This is a genomic window from Paenibacillus sp. A3 (assembly GCF_001399685.1).
Classification (GTDB): Bacteria; Bacillota; Bacilli; order Paenibacillales; family NBRC-103111; genus Paenibacillus_G.
This window is the reverse complement of record NZ_JTHN01000010.1, coordinates 1-17,191: the sequence shown is the minus strand read 5'-3', so window position 1 is coordinate 17,191 and position 17,191 is coordinate 1. Positions and strand designations below refer to the sequence as shown.

Here is a 17,191-nt window from a genome sequence, read left to right as displayed (position 1 = left end):
AGAGGATTTTGAGACTACATGCATTCGAGAGACAAAATTCGTAATATCGCCATCATCGCCCACGTCGACCACGGCAAAACAACGCTGGTGGATAAACTGCTTCAGCAATCCGGAACATTCCGGGAGAACGAGGCGGTGCAGGAACGCGCCATGGACTCGAACGATATCGAACGGGAACGCGGCATTACCATTTTGGCGAAAAATACGGCCATCCAATACAAAGACTTCTTGATCAATATCGTCGATACTCCGGGCCACGCCGACTTCGGCGGCGAAGTGGAGCGGATTATGAAAATGGTCGACGGCGTACTGCTTGTCGTCGACGCCTTCGAAGGAACGATGCCGCAGACGAAGTTCGTGCTGCGCAAAGCGCTGGAACAGCATTTGACGCCGATCGTCGTCGTCAATAAAATCGACCGTCCGAACGCCAGACCGGCCGAAGTGGTCGATGAAGTACTCGATCTGTTCATCGAGCTGGGAGCGGACGACAATCAGCTTGACTTCCCGGTCGTTTACGCATCGGGTCTTATGGGAATGTCCAGCTTGGATCCGGAAAAGCTGGGCGAAAACATGCAGGCGCTCTACGATACGATCGTCAGCCACATTCCGGCGCCGACCGAGAATGTCGAGGAGCCTTTGCAATTCCTTGTCACGCTGATGGATTATAACGAGTACTTGGGCCGGATCGCTATCGGCCGTGTAAACCGCGGAACAGTGCGTCAAGGTCAGCCGATTGCGGTTATCAACCGCGAAGGGCAAGTGAAGCAAGCGCGCGTCGAGAAGCTCTTCGGCTTTCAAGGCTTGAAGCGCATCGAGATCGAAGAGGCGGGCGCGGGCGATATCATCGCGATCTCCGGGATCAAGGACATCAACATCGGGGAAACGCTGGCCGATCCGGCGAATCCTGAAGCGCTGCCGGTGCTGAAGATCGACGAGCCGACGCTGCAGATGACGTTCCTCGTCAACAACAGCCCGTTTGCAGGCCGCGAAGGAAAATGGGTAACGAGCCGCAAGCTGCGCGAGCGTCTGTTCAAAGAGCTGGAAACCGACGTCAGCCTTCGCGTCGACGAAACGGACAGCCCCGACGCGTTTATCGTATCCGGCCGCGGCGAGCTGCATCTCGGTATTTTGATCGAAAATATGCGCCGCGAAGGATTCGAGCTGCAGGTATCGAAGCCGGAAGTCATCATTCGCGTGATCGACGGCCAAAAAATGGAGCCGATCGAGCGGCTGATTATCGATTTGCCGGAAGACAGCATGGGCTCCGTTATGGAAAGCCTCGGTACGCGTAAAGCCGAGATGGTCAATATGATCAACAATGGCTCCGGCAACGTTCGTCTGGAGTTTCTCATTCCGGCCCGCGGTTTGATCGGGTACCGGACCTACTTCCTGACGCTAACCCGCGGCTACGGCGTTATGAACCACGCGTTCGACAGCTACGGTCCGTATGCGGGCAGCGGCGTGGGCGGACGTCATGAAGGCGTGCTGATCTCAAGCGAGACAGGTACTTCCACGTTCTATGGTATGCTATCGGTCGAAGACCGCGGTACGCTGTTCCTGGAACCAGGCACGGAGGTTTACGAAGGCATGATCGTTGGCGAGCACAACCGCGATAACGACATCATCGTGAACATTTGCAAAGAAAAACAGTTGACGAACGTCCGTTCGGCAACAAAAGAAGATACGGTCAAAATGAAAACGCCGCGGCTCTACTCGATGGAGCAGGCGCTCGAATATTTGAATGACGACGAATATTGCGAAATTACGCCGAAATCGATTCGCCTTCGCAAAAAAATATTGAACAAAGGCGAGCGCGAACGTTTCGAAAAGCAGCGTAAAATGGCGGAAGCCAACGCTTAATTCAACTCAATAAAGAAGACGCGGGAAAGCTCTGAGCAATCGGAGCTTTCTTTGCAAGTCTACATAATACATAAAGGAGGATTCGCGATGCTCGAATGGCTGAGGGCGCATCCGTTTGTCACATGGATCATCATCTTCGTGCTGATTACTTACGTGTACAATAAAGTATTCAAGACGCGGAAGCTGCCGATTCTCAAAGACGCTATCATCTACTTAATGCTGGCTCTCGGATCGGCGATGCTGCTGTTCTTTCAACTGGCGGGGCTGCCGATCGTGCTCAGCTTAACTGTAGCGGTCGTGCTGATGCTCATGGTTCGGATTCGCTACTACGTTCAGGACCGGGAAAACCGCAAATCGTAAGGGCTTGGCCCGATGGAGGTGCTTGGCTGATGTCGGACTTCTGGCTAGTCCCCTTGTCGTGGGACGGGGAAACGGCTCTGCTCGGCGGAGACAGGTTTCTGCTCGAGCCTGAGAACCTTAGGATGCGTTTTCTGGAAGCGATGGGACGAATCCACCCGCGGCTGCTGATGATGTTCAAAGCGCATTTGCTGCCGGAGGACGAGTCGGGCGAGGTCTGCGGTACGGAGGAGCTCCCGTTTGCACTGGCGCAATCCGGCGATATTCGATTGTCCACCGCAGCGGAGCATTCGGAAAGCGTGGCTGTTACGGATGCCCCGCCGACTTGGCATCTATCGCATTGTGCCGAAGCGTATTTGAACCGGGTTCTGACGGCACGGGAAGCGGCTGGGCTGCTCCGGCAAGCCGAAGCCGAACCGGAGCGATGGCTGAGTGCCATGCGGACATGGACGGCAACCGGCCGTCAAGTGATTTTGCTGAGAGAGGACTGAGGGCTTGTGAATTTACAGGATGCGGTGTTCAATTGGCTGCAGATCAGCATTGTGGCGGAGGCCCGGCCGGACGACGCGGCAGCATCGGAGACGAGAGATTTTTTCGAAACGATCCTGCGGGAGGACCATCATCTCGAACGGTTCGTCCGTACAGCCGATGAAGAGACCTATACCGTGGAGTACGAAGAGGCCGGAGGCGTTAGCCATACGAAAAGGTTCGACCGCGAGCTTGCCGAACAGCTTTTAACGGACATTAACTCGAATCCGAAATACAATGATTGACATATAACCCCGGACGGCGAGATACAATAAAATATCATTGTCCGAAGGGAGTGTCCGTGATAACTGCTGGTAGCTGTTACCTAACCCGTATGCTATAATGGTCTTAGATTCGGAGACAAACCTTTACAGGAGGGGAACCTATGGCCGAAACGATCACAGCCTTATCGGAACAGCTCTTCGATCTACTCCAAAAGGATTCGTTTGCTCTCTTAAGCACGATCGATCATGAAACCGGTTCGCCTGCGACAAACGCCATTTCGTGGCTATTCGCTAGAGACCGCACGACGGTTCGTTTTGCCGTCGACCAGCGTTCGCGCATTTTGACGAACATCCAGCAGCATGCGCATGTGAATTTGACGGTTATCGTCGCCGGCTCCGTCTTCGTGATTTACGGAAGTGCGCGTCAGGTTGCCGAAGCTCTTGATGGGGTTCCGTTCAAGCTGGCTTGCTATGATATTGACATTGCCTCGGTGCGCGATGCGATGTTCTACGGAGCGCGCATTTCCGTTGCGCCTGAATATGAAAAAACGTACGACAAGCGTGCCGCTGAGAAGCTGGACACGCAGGTGTTCGACGCGATGCAAAAAGCCTAAGACCGTTTGCTGTCCTAGGCTTTTTTTCCACCTCAAATGACCGTTACAGATTGCTGCCTGGAACTTGCGGATTACTTTAACCGGGCGGCTGCGATTGCAGCGGATTCACGTCACGCGGCATCTGTGGAACGATCCTGCCGATAATGGCCGCCATTTCCTCAGCGAAGCCATTGATCGGCCTGCCGTTCATCGCTTGCTGCCTGATGTTCCACAAGCGCTGGTTTAAATCCATATCCGAGGTTACAAGCGCATCCACTCCGTACGGATCTTTTTTGAGCGCCTCCGCGACAGACAGCTTGATCGTTCCGACTTTCGCGCGATCCATTGCAGGCGGGACGTTGATTCCCACAACGGCCGTATTGCCGAAGACGACGCAATTGGCGCTCTCCACATTCGGCACGCTGACGGCGATTTGCTCCAGCCTGCTGGCAACGGCGCGGGGGTCCTGAATTTCTTTTTTCTGCGGTGCCGTTTGCTTCACTTGTACTTGCCGGTTCGAATCGGCGCTCTGCGAGGGGGCAGCTCCATTTTTTGGTGCTTGGTTACATCCTGACACGACAGCGGACAACATCAAGAGGGTCACGACAAACAATTTCATCAGCAAATCGTCCTTTCTTTTCGTCATCGGCTTTGGCTAGTTTGTCCTGACGGGAAAATTCCTATGTATTGAGCCGAACCAAACACCGAACCTGGGAGGGACTCATGATGAAAAAAATTTATGTGCTGGACACCAATGTGCTGCTGCAGGACCCGAACGCGATCTATGCTTTTGAAGATAACGATATTATTATTCCGGCGGTCGTATTGGAGGAAATCGACTCCAAGAAACGCAATGCCGACGAACTGGGGCGCAATGCGCGGCAAATCTCCCGGATGCTCGACGGGCTCCGCAGCGACGGCCGGCTGTTCGAAGGCATCGGACTTCCCGGCGGCGGCAGCCTGAAGGTGGAGCTGAACCATCGGAGCTTCGCGAAGCTGCAGGAAGTGTTCGCCGAAGTGACGAATGACAACCGCATTTTGGCGGTGGCGCTTAATTATTTGCTGGAAGAGAAGGAGAAATCCGACCCGAAGCCGGTTATTCTGGTCAGCAAGGACATGCTCGTCCGGATCAAAGCCGACGTGCTGGGCATTACGGCGCAAGATTATTTGACGGACCGGGTCGTTAACGTGGCCGGAGACATTTACACCGGGCATTTGACCTTGCTGGTGCACCCTTCGGTCATCGACGAGTTTTACACGTACCGTTATTTAGGCATCAATTCGCTGCAGCTCGGCTATACGCTTCATCCGCACGAATTCGTCATCCTGAAAGACGAGATGGGCACCAGCAAGTCGGCGCTGCTTAAAGTGAATGCCGACGGGAAGAAGCTGGAGCCGCTTTACCTAAGCAACGATCCGATCTGGGGAATCGCAGCGCGGAATGCCCAGCAGCGGATGGCGCTGGAGCTGCTGCTTAACGACGATATTCCACTGGTCACGCTGACGGGCAAAGCAGGAACGGGGAAAACGCTGCTGACGCTTGCCGCAGGCTTATTGAAGGTCGAGGACGAAAGAAAGTATAAGAAGCTGCTTATCGCCCGTCCCGTCGTTCCGATGGGCAAGGACATCGGTTATTTGCCGGGGGAAAAAGAAGAAAAGCTGCGGCCGTGGATGCAGCCTATTTACGATAATTTGGAATATTTGTTCGATACGAAAAAACCGGGCGATATCGATAAAATATTGGCGGGGCTCGGCAGCATTCAAGTCGAGGCGTTGACCTACATCCGCGGGCGGTCCATTCCCGGTCAGTTCATCATCATCGACGAAGCGCAGAACCTGTCCAAGCATGAGGTGAAAACGATCGTTTCCCGCGTCGGCGAGGGCAGTAAGATCGTTCTGCTGGGCGATCCCGAGCAGATCGATCATCCGTATCTGGACGCCTCGAGCAACGGCCTTACGTACGTTGTAGAGCGCTTTAAGGAACAAACAATCAGCGGGCATATCATGCTGGAGCGCGGGGAACGCTCGCATCTGGCGCAGCTTGCCGCCGATTTGCTGTAGGGAGCCTTAAACGAAAAAACGGTGATGCCAGCGATACGAAATCTATCGTGGCACCACCGTTTTTTGTTGTATGAACGACTTCAGCCTCTCTTGTGGTTTACCGTTCCGGCGAATAAATCCATTCCACAACGCCGCAGTAGGCGCGGGCAATGCCTTCGGCAAGCTCGGCCAGCTGCGCTTCGATGGCGAAAGCAGAGCCTCCTCCCGTCTCCGGCCAAGCTGCAAGCAAATGCTCCTCAAGCTGCGCTTCCGCCTGCTGGGGCTCGAAAGCCCGCCCGAGCGGATCGTTCTTATCCGCCGCAGCCCGCAGCCGGAATACGGCGACGAGCTCCGCATACAAGTAAACGTTCTCCAAGCGGCTGACAAAGCCGTAATCGCCGAAGGCCGGATACGTCGTGACCGGAGCCGGAAGCAGCAGCACGCTCAGCTCCTCAGACGGAATGGCATACTGCTCCAAAATGGGCTTGAGCCGCTCCAGCTCTTCCGGGGACGAGAAAATCATTAACTCCTTGTCGCGGTCGAACAAGGCAGTCTTTCCGGCCAGTGCTTTAACAATCTGGGCATAATAGCCGGCCCGCTTGTCTTCGGGTAGCTCCAGGGCTGCCGCATATTTGAGTACGGGCTCCGTCAACGTCTTCACGCTCCTCTTCTTCGGGGCGGCTCAGAAGTTATAAGGCCAGCTTCAGCATGATGCTTAACTTTCCTTCCTCCAGCCGGACGCCGGTCACTTGCAAAAACGAGGCGATATTTTGAGGGTAGATCCCCAGATCAAAGCTTTTTTCGAATTCCTCCACCGTCGTGGAAGGCAGGGAAAAGCCGTTGAACTGCATCTCCAGAATCCGGAACCGGATAAACGGTTTGCTTGTTCCGTCGTCCATCACGGCCATTTCGTAGCTTCCCCGGATCATGACGGCAATATCGCCTTCCTGCCCGGAGGCCGATACTTGATCGGGATAGAAGTGAAACGTCAGATTGCGGAACCGCTCGTTTTTTTTACGCAAAAAATCGTTCAGCTCACTGTCCGTCATCTGAAACGTATAATTTACCCCGTTCATGACCAGATTGCCGTTCTTGTTCTTGCCGCCGCCGGACGTCACCAGCTCGGGAAGCTGCTGCATCGCACCTGCAAGCGCTTGGAAGTACGTCTTGAACAGCGGGATGCCCTTGTCCTCCCATAGCTTGTTGAGCTCGAGCATCTGCTGCTGAAGCAGCGCAGCCTGCTCCTTGCTATCGGCGAGCTGATCGTCCACTTCTTTCTGGAGCGCGGCAAGCCGTTCCCGCTGCTGCAAGTAACGCTCTTTCGTCCGCTGCAGGGAGGTATGGGCTTCCGCCAGCTCTTTTTTGACCGATGCCAGCCGCTGCCATGCATCCGTATGACGCTGAAGCGCTTGTTTATCGTTGCGCAGAATCATTTGCAGATAGTCGAGCACCGAAACCGCATCGGAGAACGAACCTACCGAGAACAGCAGCGCCCACAGCGAATCGCGGTCGCCCATATAATAAGAGCGGACGACTTTGGCGGCGTGTATTTTCGCCTCGCTTGTGGAATGCTCCGCTTCGCGAATTTGCTGTTCTGCGTTCTGCATCTGCGCCTGGAGCTTGATTTCCTGGTCGGCAATGCGGCTTAGCTCCTGATCGATCTCGTAGATGGTAAGGCCTTTCTGCAGCAAGCTTCTGTCCGCTCGTCCGCTCTCCGCATACGCGGAATAGGGCCAGAAGGCGGATAAACATCCGTAAACCGTGAAAAGTGCAAGGATAGCCCATTGGCGTATATTCACACGCATGTCCCTCCCGTCCTTTCAACTAAAGATTATCATAGGAATGGGAAAAACATGACAAAAAAATTCCACGGCGCTGTGCCATGGAAGGGCTTCCGTCACGTTACTTTTTGCCCGCTTGAGGCTTAGGGAGCAATCGTAAAATGTCTTCTGCACGTTTTACCTGCTTCGGCGTTTCTTTCGTAAAGGCAGGCGTCTGATTGATCTCTTGCACCTTGTACGTCCATTCCACGCTGTTTTTCGCATCGTTTCCGCCTTCAACCGAAAAATAAAGCTTTCCGGTTTGCTCGCGGATAAAACCTTGATTGTCAATCAGGATACTTAGCGTCGTAGGAGCTTCGATCTTGATCCGCTCCAGCGATGTTTTCCATTCCCCGGTTTGTCCCGTTCCGCTCAGTCCGCTGGTCATCAGCTCGTTAAGCACGGACGGCAGTGCGGTTGTGAAATATTTTGCCGCTTCCTGTTTGTTCTTGTCCGTCACCGTAAGCGTAATGCGCTTCGCCGGTTCCCCGTCGGCAAGCTTCTCGTCCTTGCTGCCCGGCTCCAGCCATTTCGGGTTGACTCCTTCCAGCAGCTTGCCCGTAAGGGAAGCGCTCAGCCTTCCGGTGTTTTTGAGCTTGTCCGCTTGCTTGTCCAGCGGCAGCATCAAATATTCGTCCGCTTTCGTAATGGCTGGCATCTGCAGATACATTTTGTTATCTTTAAGAAGAAACGGCAGTTCGATGGGCGAGGCCGCGCCTTTCGGCGTTAGTTTGACCGAGGCTTCCATTCGGACCGGATCTGCCAGCGAAACCAGCCCGCTGTATTCGAACTTGCTTTCTTTGACCAGGCCTAGCAAAGCGGCAGTTACCGGTTGCGAGCCCGAAAATAAAGAAGCGTCCAGCTTCAGCTCCGCTTCCCCGGCATATCGGTAGCTTTGGATTTGCTCCTGCTTGGCGACAGCTTGCATCAAATCCTGCTTCACCTGCTGATGATCGGTGCAGGCGGATGTTAGCAGAACGGTGCAGCTTATAAGCGCCGCGCAGAAGATGGTTCGTGGTTTAAACAAGGCTCTGCTTCCTCTCCTATTTTTCTCATCCTATTATAGCGAGTGGGGGAGGTTTTGTCTTTAGTAATTTGGCGAGAGGCGGTAGGCGCATGAAAACGGAGCAGGCGAACGATTCCCCGCTGCTGCAAGCGATTCGGGAACAGATTGAAATGCAGCCGGACCGGGCGATTTCGTTCCGGGACTATATGGATTTGTGTTTGTATCATCCGAGCTTGGGCTATTATATGAATTCGAATCGCAAAATCGGCCGGGCAGGCGACTTTTATACGAGCTCTTCGGTCGGCAGCGTGCTGGGCGACATGCTGGCCGCCTACGTTCGAAGCTTTGCGGAAACGCGGAGCGGCGAGATCTGCTTAACGGAGTGGGGAGGGGGCGACGGAACTTTAGCGAGACAAATGCTTGACGCCATCCGGAGCGGCTCTCCGGCGCTGTACGCGCGCCTGCGCTTCATCAGCGTCGAAAAGAGCCCTGTCCACCGGAGTCTTCAATCGGAGGCGCTGGCGCCTCATACGGGGCTTGTGAGCTATGTCACGGCCGAGGAATGGCACGCGGCGGGTCCTTGGCAAAACACGTTGGTATTGTCCAACGAGCTGCCGGATGCCTTTCCAGTGTACCGGATCGTTAACCGCGAAGCCGGGTGGCGGGAAATCCGGGTTGGCTGGGATGAGGATCAGAAATGTCTGACAGAGGTGGAAAGGCCGTTGTCGGGCGGCGAGCTTGAGGCCTTTATCCGCAAGGAAGCGATTCCGCCGAGAACGGGTCAGCGTTTCGAAGTCAGTTTGGACGCGCTTCGCTGGCTTCGGGGAGTTGCCGGCAGCTTGGGGATCGGCAGTGTGCTGCTGACGATCGACTACGGGCACGTCAGGGAAGAGCTGTACGCCCCGCACCGGATGAACGGAACGCTGCTGTGTTACCGGAAGCACCAAGCTTCCGATACGCCGCTGGCGTTCCCTGGCGAGCAGGATATGACCGCCCATGTCAATTTCAGCGCATTGATCGATGCTGGGAAGGAAGCGGGGCTGGAGCCTTCGGACCTGCTAAGCCAGAAGCAATTTTTGCTGGAGCAGGGATTGCTTGACGAGCTGAGCGATCATGACGCCCGCGACCCGTTCTCGCCGCAGGCACGGCGCAATCGGGCCATTCGGCAGCTGCTCCTCAGCGACCGGATGAGTGAGCTATTCAAGGTTTTAGTTCAAAAAAAAGGCGAACCGCACTGAAGCTTGCGGTTCGCCTTTTTGTCTCCGTATTCGCTTACTTTTTTCCGGACTGGCAGGATTAGATGGACATTTTGAAAAATGACCAGTAGGTAAACCCTGTAAACGAAACAATCATGTAGCCCCAAAAAATCAATATGTAGGCACGTTCGGACAATTTCATGTATCCTAACAGCGTGAAAATCGCCGTCTGGGCGAAAAAGATGAGCGCCATCGGAATAAAGTCGCCGGCCAACGCCATGAGCCCGATTACGAGCGTCCAGAAGCCGAGAACGCGAAACATGCGATCCATCCTGTATCCCCCTCTCTTTGGTCACGATCGATACTTATGTACTACCCACCATTATAGCGAAAGCCTTCTTTCGTGTAAACGCCCAATCCGTGACGAAATTTAGTCAATTTTTTAGCTGTTCGCATAATATCGTTGCCCAAATCCGCCCAAACGATGTATGACCGCCTTGAAAATTGGCAATACAAATTACTAGAAAAGTATTCTATGAACTCTACCATGGGCATAGAGATAAAGTAACGCAGCACTTTATGCATCACGAACATAGATGCGGATGAACCTATAGGGGTTAGGAGGACGGCTTGATGACGGCAATCAGACAAGACGCTTGGAGCGAGGAAGACGATTTGATATTGGCGGAGGTGACGTTAAGACATATTCGCGAAGGCAGCACGCAGCTGTCCGCTTTTGAGGAAGTGGGCGAAAAAATAGGTAGAACCGCGGCTGCTTGCGGTTTCCGCTGGAACAGCTTCGTCCGCAAGAAATATGAAGCGGCGATTCAGATCGCCAAAGCGCAGCGCCAAAAAAGGAACCAGCACCGCAAGCAAGCGAGCGCGTTCGCATCCGTTGCGGGCAGCGGCATGGGCGGCCCTTTGGCCTCGGAAGGCGCGGTGCGCAGCGACGGTATCGTGGAAGAGTTGTCGATCGACGCCGTTATCCGCTTCCTGCGGCAGTGGAAAGGAAGCTATCAGGAAATGGTGCGGCACGTAAGGCAGCTTGAGAAGGAACTGAACGACAAGCAGGATGAGCTTGAGCGGCTTCGCACGCTTAACGACGAACTTAGCCGGCAGGTCAGCGACGTTTCGACCGATTATCGCGTCGTGAACGACGATTACAAAGCGCTTATCCAGATTATGGACCGGGCCCGCAAGCTTGCTTTTCTGGCAGAGGAAGAAGAGGAAAGCAAAACCCGCTTTAAAATGGATGAAAACGGGAATCTGGAACGGATCGAATAACCGGAACCGTCTCATAAAAAGGGAGAAACCCCCGAATCGGGCTGCCATGAGCACCCGTTCGAGGGTTTTTGTGCGTGTCTCGCCATTTTTTGCTATGATAGACTGAACAAACTTTTACACGCACGGGGGAGAGAGGCGATGGGCCGTTTTACGGTGATTGGCGCAGGGGCGCTTGGAACGTTGTTCGCCGTCAGACTATCCGAAGCAGGGCACGAGGTAGAGATCGTCGTCCGCCGTGCCGAGCGGCAAGCTGAAATCCAAGCTGACGGACTGCGCTTGATCGATGCCGTTTCCGGATCGGAGGAACAAAGCGCTCGGGCAGTGATTACGGCTTTTCCCCGCGTTCGTCTATGGGGGGAACAGGAAGCGTTCGGGGGAAAGGACGGGAGCGGGCCGCATTTTATCCTGCTAGCCTTAAAGCAGTCCGCCATAACCCGGGAGCTCGGGTTCGAACTAGGTCAGCGCATGGCCTCATCGGCATGGATGGTCTGCTTGCAGAACGGCATCGGGCATCTGGAGACGCTGGCGGCGCATGTACCGGCGGAACGGATGCTTTCGGCCGTGACGACGGAAGGCGCGATGATCTCCGCCGCCGGGGAAGCCCTTCATACGGGGCGCGGCATGACCTGGATAGGCGAAGTTGGAGGGGAAGGGGCCGAAGTCTCGGAAATCGCGCAAAAAAATCTGGTTTATTGGCTGCAATTGGCAGGATTTAGCGCATCCGTGTCGAAAAACATCTCTAGCCGCATTTGGCAAAAGCTTCTTATCAATGCTGTCATTAATCCGCTTACCGCCTTGCTGCGGGTACCAAACGGCGAGCTTTTGAGTTTGCCGGGAGCCGGAGAGCTGATGCGCGCTTTGTACGAAGAGGGCGTTGCTCTGGCGAGTGCGCTGGACATCCGGCTGGAGCCGGATCTGTGGGAGCAGCTGCTGGAGGTATGCCGGCGGACCGCAAACAACCGGTCTTCCATGCTTCAGGACATCGCGGCTGGCCGTCTTACGGAAATCGACGCCATTACGGGAGGCTTGCTGCGGGAGGCGGATCGTGGCGGAATAGCGCTTCCGACGCATCTTACCATATACCGGCTGATCAAGGCGGCGGAAGCCGGGCACCGGCCGTGACGGCCGAACATTATTGATTGAAATCGGGTGATACGCTTGAGTGCACTGTTTGGATGGCTGCAGCAGCTTTATACGTTTCTTGCAATCGTTCCGTTCGTAGCTTTTTTCATCGTATGGGTTGCCGTTTACTATTATACGAAAGACAAGCGCAAAGCCACGCATCTCAGCATGGATATCACCACGTTGTTTCTTATCGGCTCCGTTGCGTTTATGAGTCGGAATTTGTTCGATTCGGGAATGCTGTTGTGGACGATCGTGCTGCTGTTTCTCGTTGCCGCCGGCTTGCTTGGAAACATGCAAAACCGGCTTAAGGGAAAGGTCGACCTGATCAAAATCGCCAGAACGCTGGGACGGCTTGGCTTTGTGCTGCTGACGGCCTGCTATGTTCTCCTGCTGTTCATCGGCATCGGCAAATATATGATCAACTCGTAAAAGACATGAAGAAATGTGCGTCATAAATTGATGGAAGACATCGTGCGGGGCTGCCTTGAACCGGATTCCGCCCGAGACGTCACGACGAATAAACTGCTGCCATTTTTGAGAGTCTAAACCAAAAGGCTCTTTATTTTTTTGTGATTAAACTACAAAAAGTGATATAATAATACTAAAAACTACAGAAAATGGTCGAAAACAAAAAATAACACTAGATTTTATTAACCCCTGGTTGTATAATTTCTATTTGGTAACGGTTACAACCAACAAGGTCTTTACTTTTCCGCTGGAATCTTATATCATCAAAGGGTGTCATGTTAGGTGTGAATTCTATGTCATGTTATATAACACGACAAGAATTAACATATATTTACATAAATTAAAAAGGAGGAAGTCATTTTCATGAAGTATAACAAGCTTCTTGTCCTGGCATCGGTTACCGCTATGCTTGGTACGACCGTTGCAGGCTGTTCAGGCAACACAGATAACAACCAGCAAGCAGGGGGCGCAGACAATAAAAAAGCTCCGGCTCAAGAAATTAGAATCAACCTTGCGGCAGAACCGCCGGCCATCGACAGCTCCGTCGCTACCACGAACCCTTCCTTTACGATTCTTAACGCGGTGAACGAAGGTCTGTACCGTCTGGATGCGGAAGGCAAACCGCAACCGGGTCTTGCAAAAGAGCTTCCGAAAATTTCTCCGGACGGTCTCGTATATACCATCACGCTTCGCGACGGTTTGACATGGGCCGACGGCTCTCCGCTGAAAGCAAGCGATTTTGTATGGGCTTACCAACGTACGTTGGACCCGGCGACAAAAGCGAAATACGCAACGATGCTTTCCTGGATTAAAGGCGGCGTCGCTCTGAATAAAGCGAAGCCGGAAGAAGTGGAAGCGAAGAAAGCCGAGCTCGGCGTAAAAGCAAAAGACGACAAGACGCTTGAAATTACGCTCGAAAGACCGGTTGCCTTCTTCACCGACCAATTGGCTATGCCGCTCTTCTTCCCGCAAAAGCCGGATTTTGTCAAAGCGCAGGGCGACAAAAACGGCGCCGACGCCGACAAAATTATCGGTGCAGGTCCGTTCAAAATGGAGAAATGGGATCACGAGCAGCAAATCGTACTCGTTAAGAACGACAAGTACTGGGATGCTGCAAACGTGAAACTGAACAAAGTAACCGTCAACGTGGTGAAAGACGCCAACACGGCTCTTAACATGTACGAAACGGATCAAGTTGACCTGACGGAGCTTCGCGGCGAGCAGGCAAAAGCTTACCAAGGCAAGCCGGACTTGACGCTGAAGAAAGAATTCGTAACGGGTTACCTGATGTTCCACAACTCGAAATTCCCGGCGTTTGCGAACGTGAAAATCCGCCAAGCTCTCGGTATGGCGATTGACCGCAAAGCATACAACGAAGTTGTCAACGGCGGAACGTCCATTCCTTCGACAGGTCTGGTTCCGGTAACCGTTCTTGATGGCAACAAGCAGGAATTCCGTAAAGTAGCGGGTGATACTGAACCTGCTTACGATGTGGCAAAAGCGAAGCAGCTTCTGGCTGAAGGCTTGAAAGAGCTGAACATGACTTCCTTGCCGAAGTTCAAGCTGACGGCTGACGATACCGAAGGGGCGAAAAAGACGATTGAGTTCGTTCAAGCTCAATGGAAGCAAAACCTGGGTATCGACGTAGACGGCGAGCCGCTGCCATTCGCACTGCGTGTGAAAAATATGCAGGAAAACAATTTCGACGCTCTGTTCGCGCTGTGGGGTGCCGACTACAACGATCCGATGACGTTCCTCGACATGTGGTTGTCCGACAACAAATCCTTCAACTACGTAGCATACAACAGCAAAGCGTATGACGATTTGGTCAAAGGCGCAGACAAAGAAGTTGACTTGGCGAAACGTTCGAAAATGCTGATCGATGCCGAGAAGCAGCTGATGGCTGATCTTCCGATTTCCCCGCTTTACTTCCGTACGAGACCTTACGCGAAGAAACCGAACGTAGAAGGCCTGATTTTGCCGCCTATGTCCAAAGAGTGGGAACTGAAATGGGTTTCCATTAAGTAATCCGTTTCTCCCGATGAACCATAGTAAGTAGTGGCTGATTCGTCAACGAGGGGGCCGTTCTGAACTTTGGAACGGCTCCGATTTTTTCTGTAACGAAATTGCCCTCTGTTCGGAGGAAGCGGAGCTGCTTCGCAAACATAGTCTTGTCTTGGATCGGTCTATGCTTGCGAAGCAGTTCGGCTGTTTCCAATCGAGCCTTTTCGAGCCTTGCTGCTTGTCCTTGTTTGAATTAGTTCAGGAGGTGTGCCATGCTTCGCTATTTGCTGCGTCGTTTGGGTTATATGGTAATTACCTTGTGGCTGGTTGTTACCTTCACATTCGTGTTGATGAAAAACTTGCCAGGGGATCCGTTCGGGGAAGATTCGCAAAAATTGACGATTGAGCAAAGGAAGCTGCTCTATGCTCAATACGGTTTGGATCAACCGATTTGGAAGCAGTACCTGAAATACATGAATAACGTACTCCATGGCGATTTGGGCGTGTCCTTCCAGTTCCCGACGCGCAAAGTCACGGACATTATTCATCAAGCATTCCCGGCTTCGCTGGAGCTCGGCTTGTGGGCGCTCGCGATTGCCATTACGGTCGGATTGATTCTCGGCATTATTGCAGCTTTGAATCATAATAAAGGCCTTGATGTCACGGCGATGTTTACGGCAATTGTCGGTATCTCGATTCCATCCTTCGTTCTTGGACCTTTGCTGTCTTATTTTGTCGGGGTGAAGCTGGGCTGGCTGCCTCCGGGGATGTGGACAGGGGCGTCATCCAGGGTGCTGCCTTCCATCGCCTTATCGTTCGGTACGATTGCCATCCTTGCCCGACTTATGCGGACGTCTATGCTGGACGTGCTGAATCAGGACTACATCAAAACGGCGAAGGCTAAAGGTCTGTCCCAGCCGGCCATAGTTCTTAAGCACACCATCCGTAATGCGATCCTTCCGGTTGTTACCGTGCTGGGTCCCGTATTTGTCGGTCTGATCACCGGTACGCTGATTGTAGAGCAAATCTTCGTCGTGCCGGGATTAGGGAAGCACTTTGTTCAATCCATTTATTCCAACGACTACACCATGATTACAGGATTGACCATTTTCTATGCGTTTATTCTTGTCATCGTGCTCTTTCTTACCGATGTTATCTACGGTTTCATCGACCCGCGCATTCGTTTGGTTAAGGGAGGTAGCAAGTAATGCAGATGTCCAAAGACCTGTTCCAGCCGGTTGTCCGAGAGCAAGTCGGCCGGGAAGCTGTCGTCCGCCCTTCCATGAACTACTGGCAGGATGCGTGGAGAAGGCTCAAGAAAAACAAGTTGGCCATGTTCGGCATGACAACGCTTGTCATCTTGATTTTGCTCGCTACGTTCGGACCGATTTTTTCGAGCTACGATTACGCGACGCAAAACTACGATATCAAAAACTTGCCGCCTTCCGCAGCGCACTGGTTCGGAACCGACGATTTCGGCCGCGACCTGTGGGTGCGTGTATGGTGGGGAACGCGGATTTCCTTGGCAATCGGGATTATTGCCGCGCTGCTAGACCTCGTATTCGGAGTTATTTACGGGGGCGTTTCGGCCTACTACGGAGGCCGGGTGGACGATATCATGCAGCGTATTATCGAAATCATTCACTCCATCCCGTTTCTGTTGATCTCGATCTTGCTGATCATCGTTATCGGACCTGGTTTCATGACGATCATCATCGCTTATGCCATTACCGGCTGGGTGCCAATGGCGCGGCTGGTTCGCGGTCAAGTTCTGACTTTGAAGGAGCAGGAGTACGTGCTGGCGGCCAGAACGCTGGGTGCAGGAGGCGCGCGCATTATTTTCCGCCATTTGGTACCGAATGCGCTTAGCTTGATTATCGTACAAATTACGTTTATCGTGCCTTCGGCCATTTTTGTCGAAGCGTTCCTGAGCTTTATCGGTCTCGGAATCCGCGTGCCGCTTGCTTCGCTGGGCTCGCTGCTGTCCGACGGGGCCAACTCGATTCGTTATTTCCCGCATCGGGTTATTTTCCCGACGATTGTTTTCAGCTTGATCCTGATGAGCTTCAACTTGCTCGGTGACGGCCTTCGCGATGCGCTCGATCCGAAGATGAGGAAGTAAGGAGGGTGCCCAAATCATGAGCAAAAATATATTGGAGGTTCGCGACCTCAAAGTATCGTTTCGCACCTATGCCGGTGAAGTGCAAGCCGTTCGCGGCGTTTCCTTCGACCTCAAAAAAGGGGAAGTGCTCGCCATCGTAGGCGAATCCGGCTGCGGCAAATCGGTTACGGCCCAAACGATTATGCGGCTCATTCCGACGCCTCCTAGCATGATCAAGAGCGGTTCGATCAAATTCGACGGCAAAACGGAAATTACCACAATTTCAAATAAAGCAATGGAAAAAATCCGTGGCTCCGAAATGGGAATGATTTTCCAGGATCCGATGACTTCGCTCAACCCGACGATGACGATCGGGAAGCAAATCGCCGAAGGGCTCATTAAGCACCAGGGCTTAAGCGCAAGTGAAGCACGGAAGCGGGCAGTTGAAATTTTGAAAATGGTCGGCATTTCCAATCCGGAAGGCCGGATCAGCCAATATCCTCACGAATTTTCCGGCGGGATGCGCCAGCGCGTCATGATTGCCATCGCACTTGCCTGCAATCCGAAGCTGCTTATTGCCGCCGA

At 53.3% G+C, this 17,191-nt stretch carries 19 protein-coding genes; 14 read left to right on the top strand and 5 right to left on the bottom strand.

Annotated features, from left to right (window positions below; all coding sequences use genetic code 11):
* The first annotated feature begins 18 nt into the window (after window positions 1-18).
* The 5 genes from typA (at window position 19) to QJ48_RS01300 (ending at window position 3,583) form a co-directional block, all read left to right on the top strand.
* The gene (typA, locus tag QJ48_RS01320; RefSeq protein WP_054971868.1) at window positions 19-1,860 is read left to right on the top strand and encodes a translational GTPase TypA; all 1,842 of its coding nucleotides are present in this window, start codon (window positions 19-21) and stop codon (window positions 1,858-1,860) included.
* Window positions 1,861-1,947: 87 nt separating this feature from the next.
* On the top strand, window positions 1,948-2,220 hold the full coding sequence (locus QJ48_RS01315; RefSeq protein ID WP_054971867.1) for a YlaH-like family protein: 273 nt from the start codon (window positions 1,948-1,950) through the stop codon (window positions 2,218-2,220).
* A gap of 29 nt (window positions 2,221-2,249) precedes the next feature.
* A complete protein-coding gene (locus tag QJ48_RS01310; protein WP_054971866.1) occupies window positions 2,250-2,708 on the top strand; it encodes a hypothetical protein in 459 nt (152 codons plus the stop codon).
* Window positions 2,709-2,714: 6 nt separating this feature from the next.
* Window positions 2,715-2,990, top strand: coding sequence for a hypothetical protein (locus QJ48_RS01305; RefSeq protein ID WP_054971865.1), 276 nt, complete (start codon window positions 2,715-2,717; stop codon window positions 2,988-2,990).
* Between the two features lie 140 nt (window positions 2,991-3,130).
* Window positions 3,131-3,583: a pyridoxamine 5'-phosphate oxidase family protein gene (locus tag QJ48_RS01300; RefSeq protein WP_054971864.1), complete on the top strand. Its 453-nt coding sequence runs from the start codon at window positions 3,131-3,133 to the stop codon at window positions 3,581-3,583.
* A gap of 76 nt (window positions 3,584-3,659) precedes the next feature.
* Here QJ48_RS01300 and QJ48_RS01295 read toward each other — a convergent pair whose 3' ends face one another.
* Window positions 3,660-4,181, bottom strand: a complete 522-nt coding sequence (locus QJ48_RS01295; protein ID WP_054971881.1) for a YhcN/YlaJ family sporulation lipoprotein — start codon at window positions 4,179-4,181, stop codon at window positions 3,660-3,662.
* A 107-nt stretch (window positions 4,182-4,288) separates the two neighbouring features.
* Here QJ48_RS01295 and QJ48_RS01290 point away from each other — a divergent pair, with 107 nt between their 5' ends.
* Window positions 4,289-5,623 carry a PhoH family protein gene (locus QJ48_RS01290; protein ID WP_054971863.1) on the top strand — a complete coding sequence of 445 codons (1,335 nt, stop codon included), beginning with the start codon at window positions 4,289-4,291 and terminating at the stop codon, window positions 5,621-5,623.
* Window positions 5,624-5,720: 97 nt separating this feature from the next.
* Here the strand turns inward: QJ48_RS01290 and QJ48_RS01285 are convergent, their stop codons facing one another.
* The 3 genes from QJ48_RS01285 to QJ48_RS01275 form a co-directional block, all read right to left on the bottom strand.
* Window positions 5,721-6,263 (bottom strand): hypothetical protein, encoded by a 543-nt coding sequence (locus tag QJ48_RS01285; RefSeq protein ID WP_237762771.1) that lies wholly within the window; start codon window positions 6,261-6,263, stop codon window positions 5,721-5,723.
* Window positions 6,264-6,291: 28 nt separating this feature from the next.
* A complete protein-coding gene (locus QJ48_RS01280; protein ID WP_054971861.1) occupies window positions 6,292-7,407 on the bottom strand; it encodes a hypothetical protein in 1,116 nt (371 codons plus the stop codon).
* A 97-nt stretch (window positions 7,408-7,504) separates the two neighbouring features.
* Window positions 7,505-8,449 carry a hypothetical protein gene (locus QJ48_RS01275; RefSeq protein WP_054971860.1) on the bottom strand — a complete coding sequence of 315 codons (945 nt, stop codon included), beginning with the start codon at window positions 8,447-8,449 and terminating at the stop codon, window positions 7,505-7,507.
* Between the two features lie 89 nt (window positions 8,450-8,538).
* Here QJ48_RS01275 and QJ48_RS01270 point away from each other — a divergent pair, with 89 nt between their 5' ends.
* The gene (locus QJ48_RS01270) at window positions 8,539-9,666 is read left to right on the top strand and encodes a class I SAM-dependent methyltransferase (RefSeq protein WP_054971859.1); all 1,128 of its coding nucleotides are present in this window, start codon (window positions 8,539-8,541) and stop codon (window positions 9,664-9,666) included.
* Window positions 9,667-9,724: 58 nt separating this feature from the next.
* Here QJ48_RS01270 and QJ48_RS01265 read toward each other — a convergent pair whose 3' ends face one another.
* Entirely contained in the window at window positions 9,725-9,955 is a 231-nt protein-coding gene (locus QJ48_RS01265) for a DUF2626 domain-containing protein (RefSeq protein WP_010491888.1), read from the bottom strand.
* A gap of 302 nt (window positions 9,956-10,257) precedes the next feature.
* On the opposite strand from QJ48_RS01265, the gene QJ48_RS01260 reads away from it, so the two are divergent.
* The 7 genes from QJ48_RS01260 to QJ48_RS01225 all read left to right on the top strand — a co-directional run.
* Window positions 10,258-10,908 (top strand): RsfA family transcriptional regulator, encoded by a 651-nt coding sequence (locus tag QJ48_RS01260; protein ID WP_054971858.1) that lies wholly within the window; start codon window positions 10,258-10,260, stop codon window positions 10,906-10,908.
* 138 nt (window positions 10,909-11,046) lie between these two features.
* Complete coding sequence (locus tag QJ48_RS01255; RefSeq protein WP_054971857.1) at window positions 11,047-12,030, top strand: ketopantoate reductase family protein; 984 nt, start codon at window positions 11,047-11,049, stop codon at window positions 12,028-12,030.
* 36 nt (window positions 12,031-12,066) lie between these two features.
* Complete coding sequence (locus tag QJ48_RS01250) at window positions 12,067-12,462, top strand: DUF3397 domain-containing protein (RefSeq protein WP_054971856.1); 396 nt, start codon at window positions 12,067-12,069, stop codon at window positions 12,460-12,462.
* Between the two features lie 402 nt (window positions 12,463-12,864).
* Window positions 12,865-14,529, top strand: coding sequence for a peptide ABC transporter substrate-binding protein (locus QJ48_RS01245; RefSeq protein ID WP_054971855.1), 1,665 nt, complete (start codon window positions 12,865-12,867; stop codon window positions 14,527-14,529).
* A gap of 248 nt (window positions 14,530-14,777) precedes the next feature.
* Window positions 14,778-15,713: an ABC transporter permease gene (locus tag QJ48_RS01235; protein WP_054971853.1), complete on the top strand. Its 936-nt coding sequence runs from the start codon at window positions 14,778-14,780 to the stop codon at window positions 15,711-15,713.
* The gene (locus tag QJ48_RS01230; RefSeq protein WP_054971852.1) at window positions 15,713-16,627 is read left to right on the top strand and encodes an ABC transporter permease; all 915 of its coding nucleotides are present in this window, start codon (window positions 15,713-15,715) and stop codon (window positions 16,625-16,627) included. The genes QJ48_RS01235 and QJ48_RS01230 overlap by 1 nt, the downstream gene beginning before the upstream one ends.
* A 16-nt stretch (window positions 16,628-16,643) precedes the next feature.
* Window positions 16,644-17,191: ABC transporter ATP-binding protein (locus QJ48_RS01225; protein ID WP_157261465.1), on the top strand; the 548-nt coding region annotated here is incomplete at its 3' end.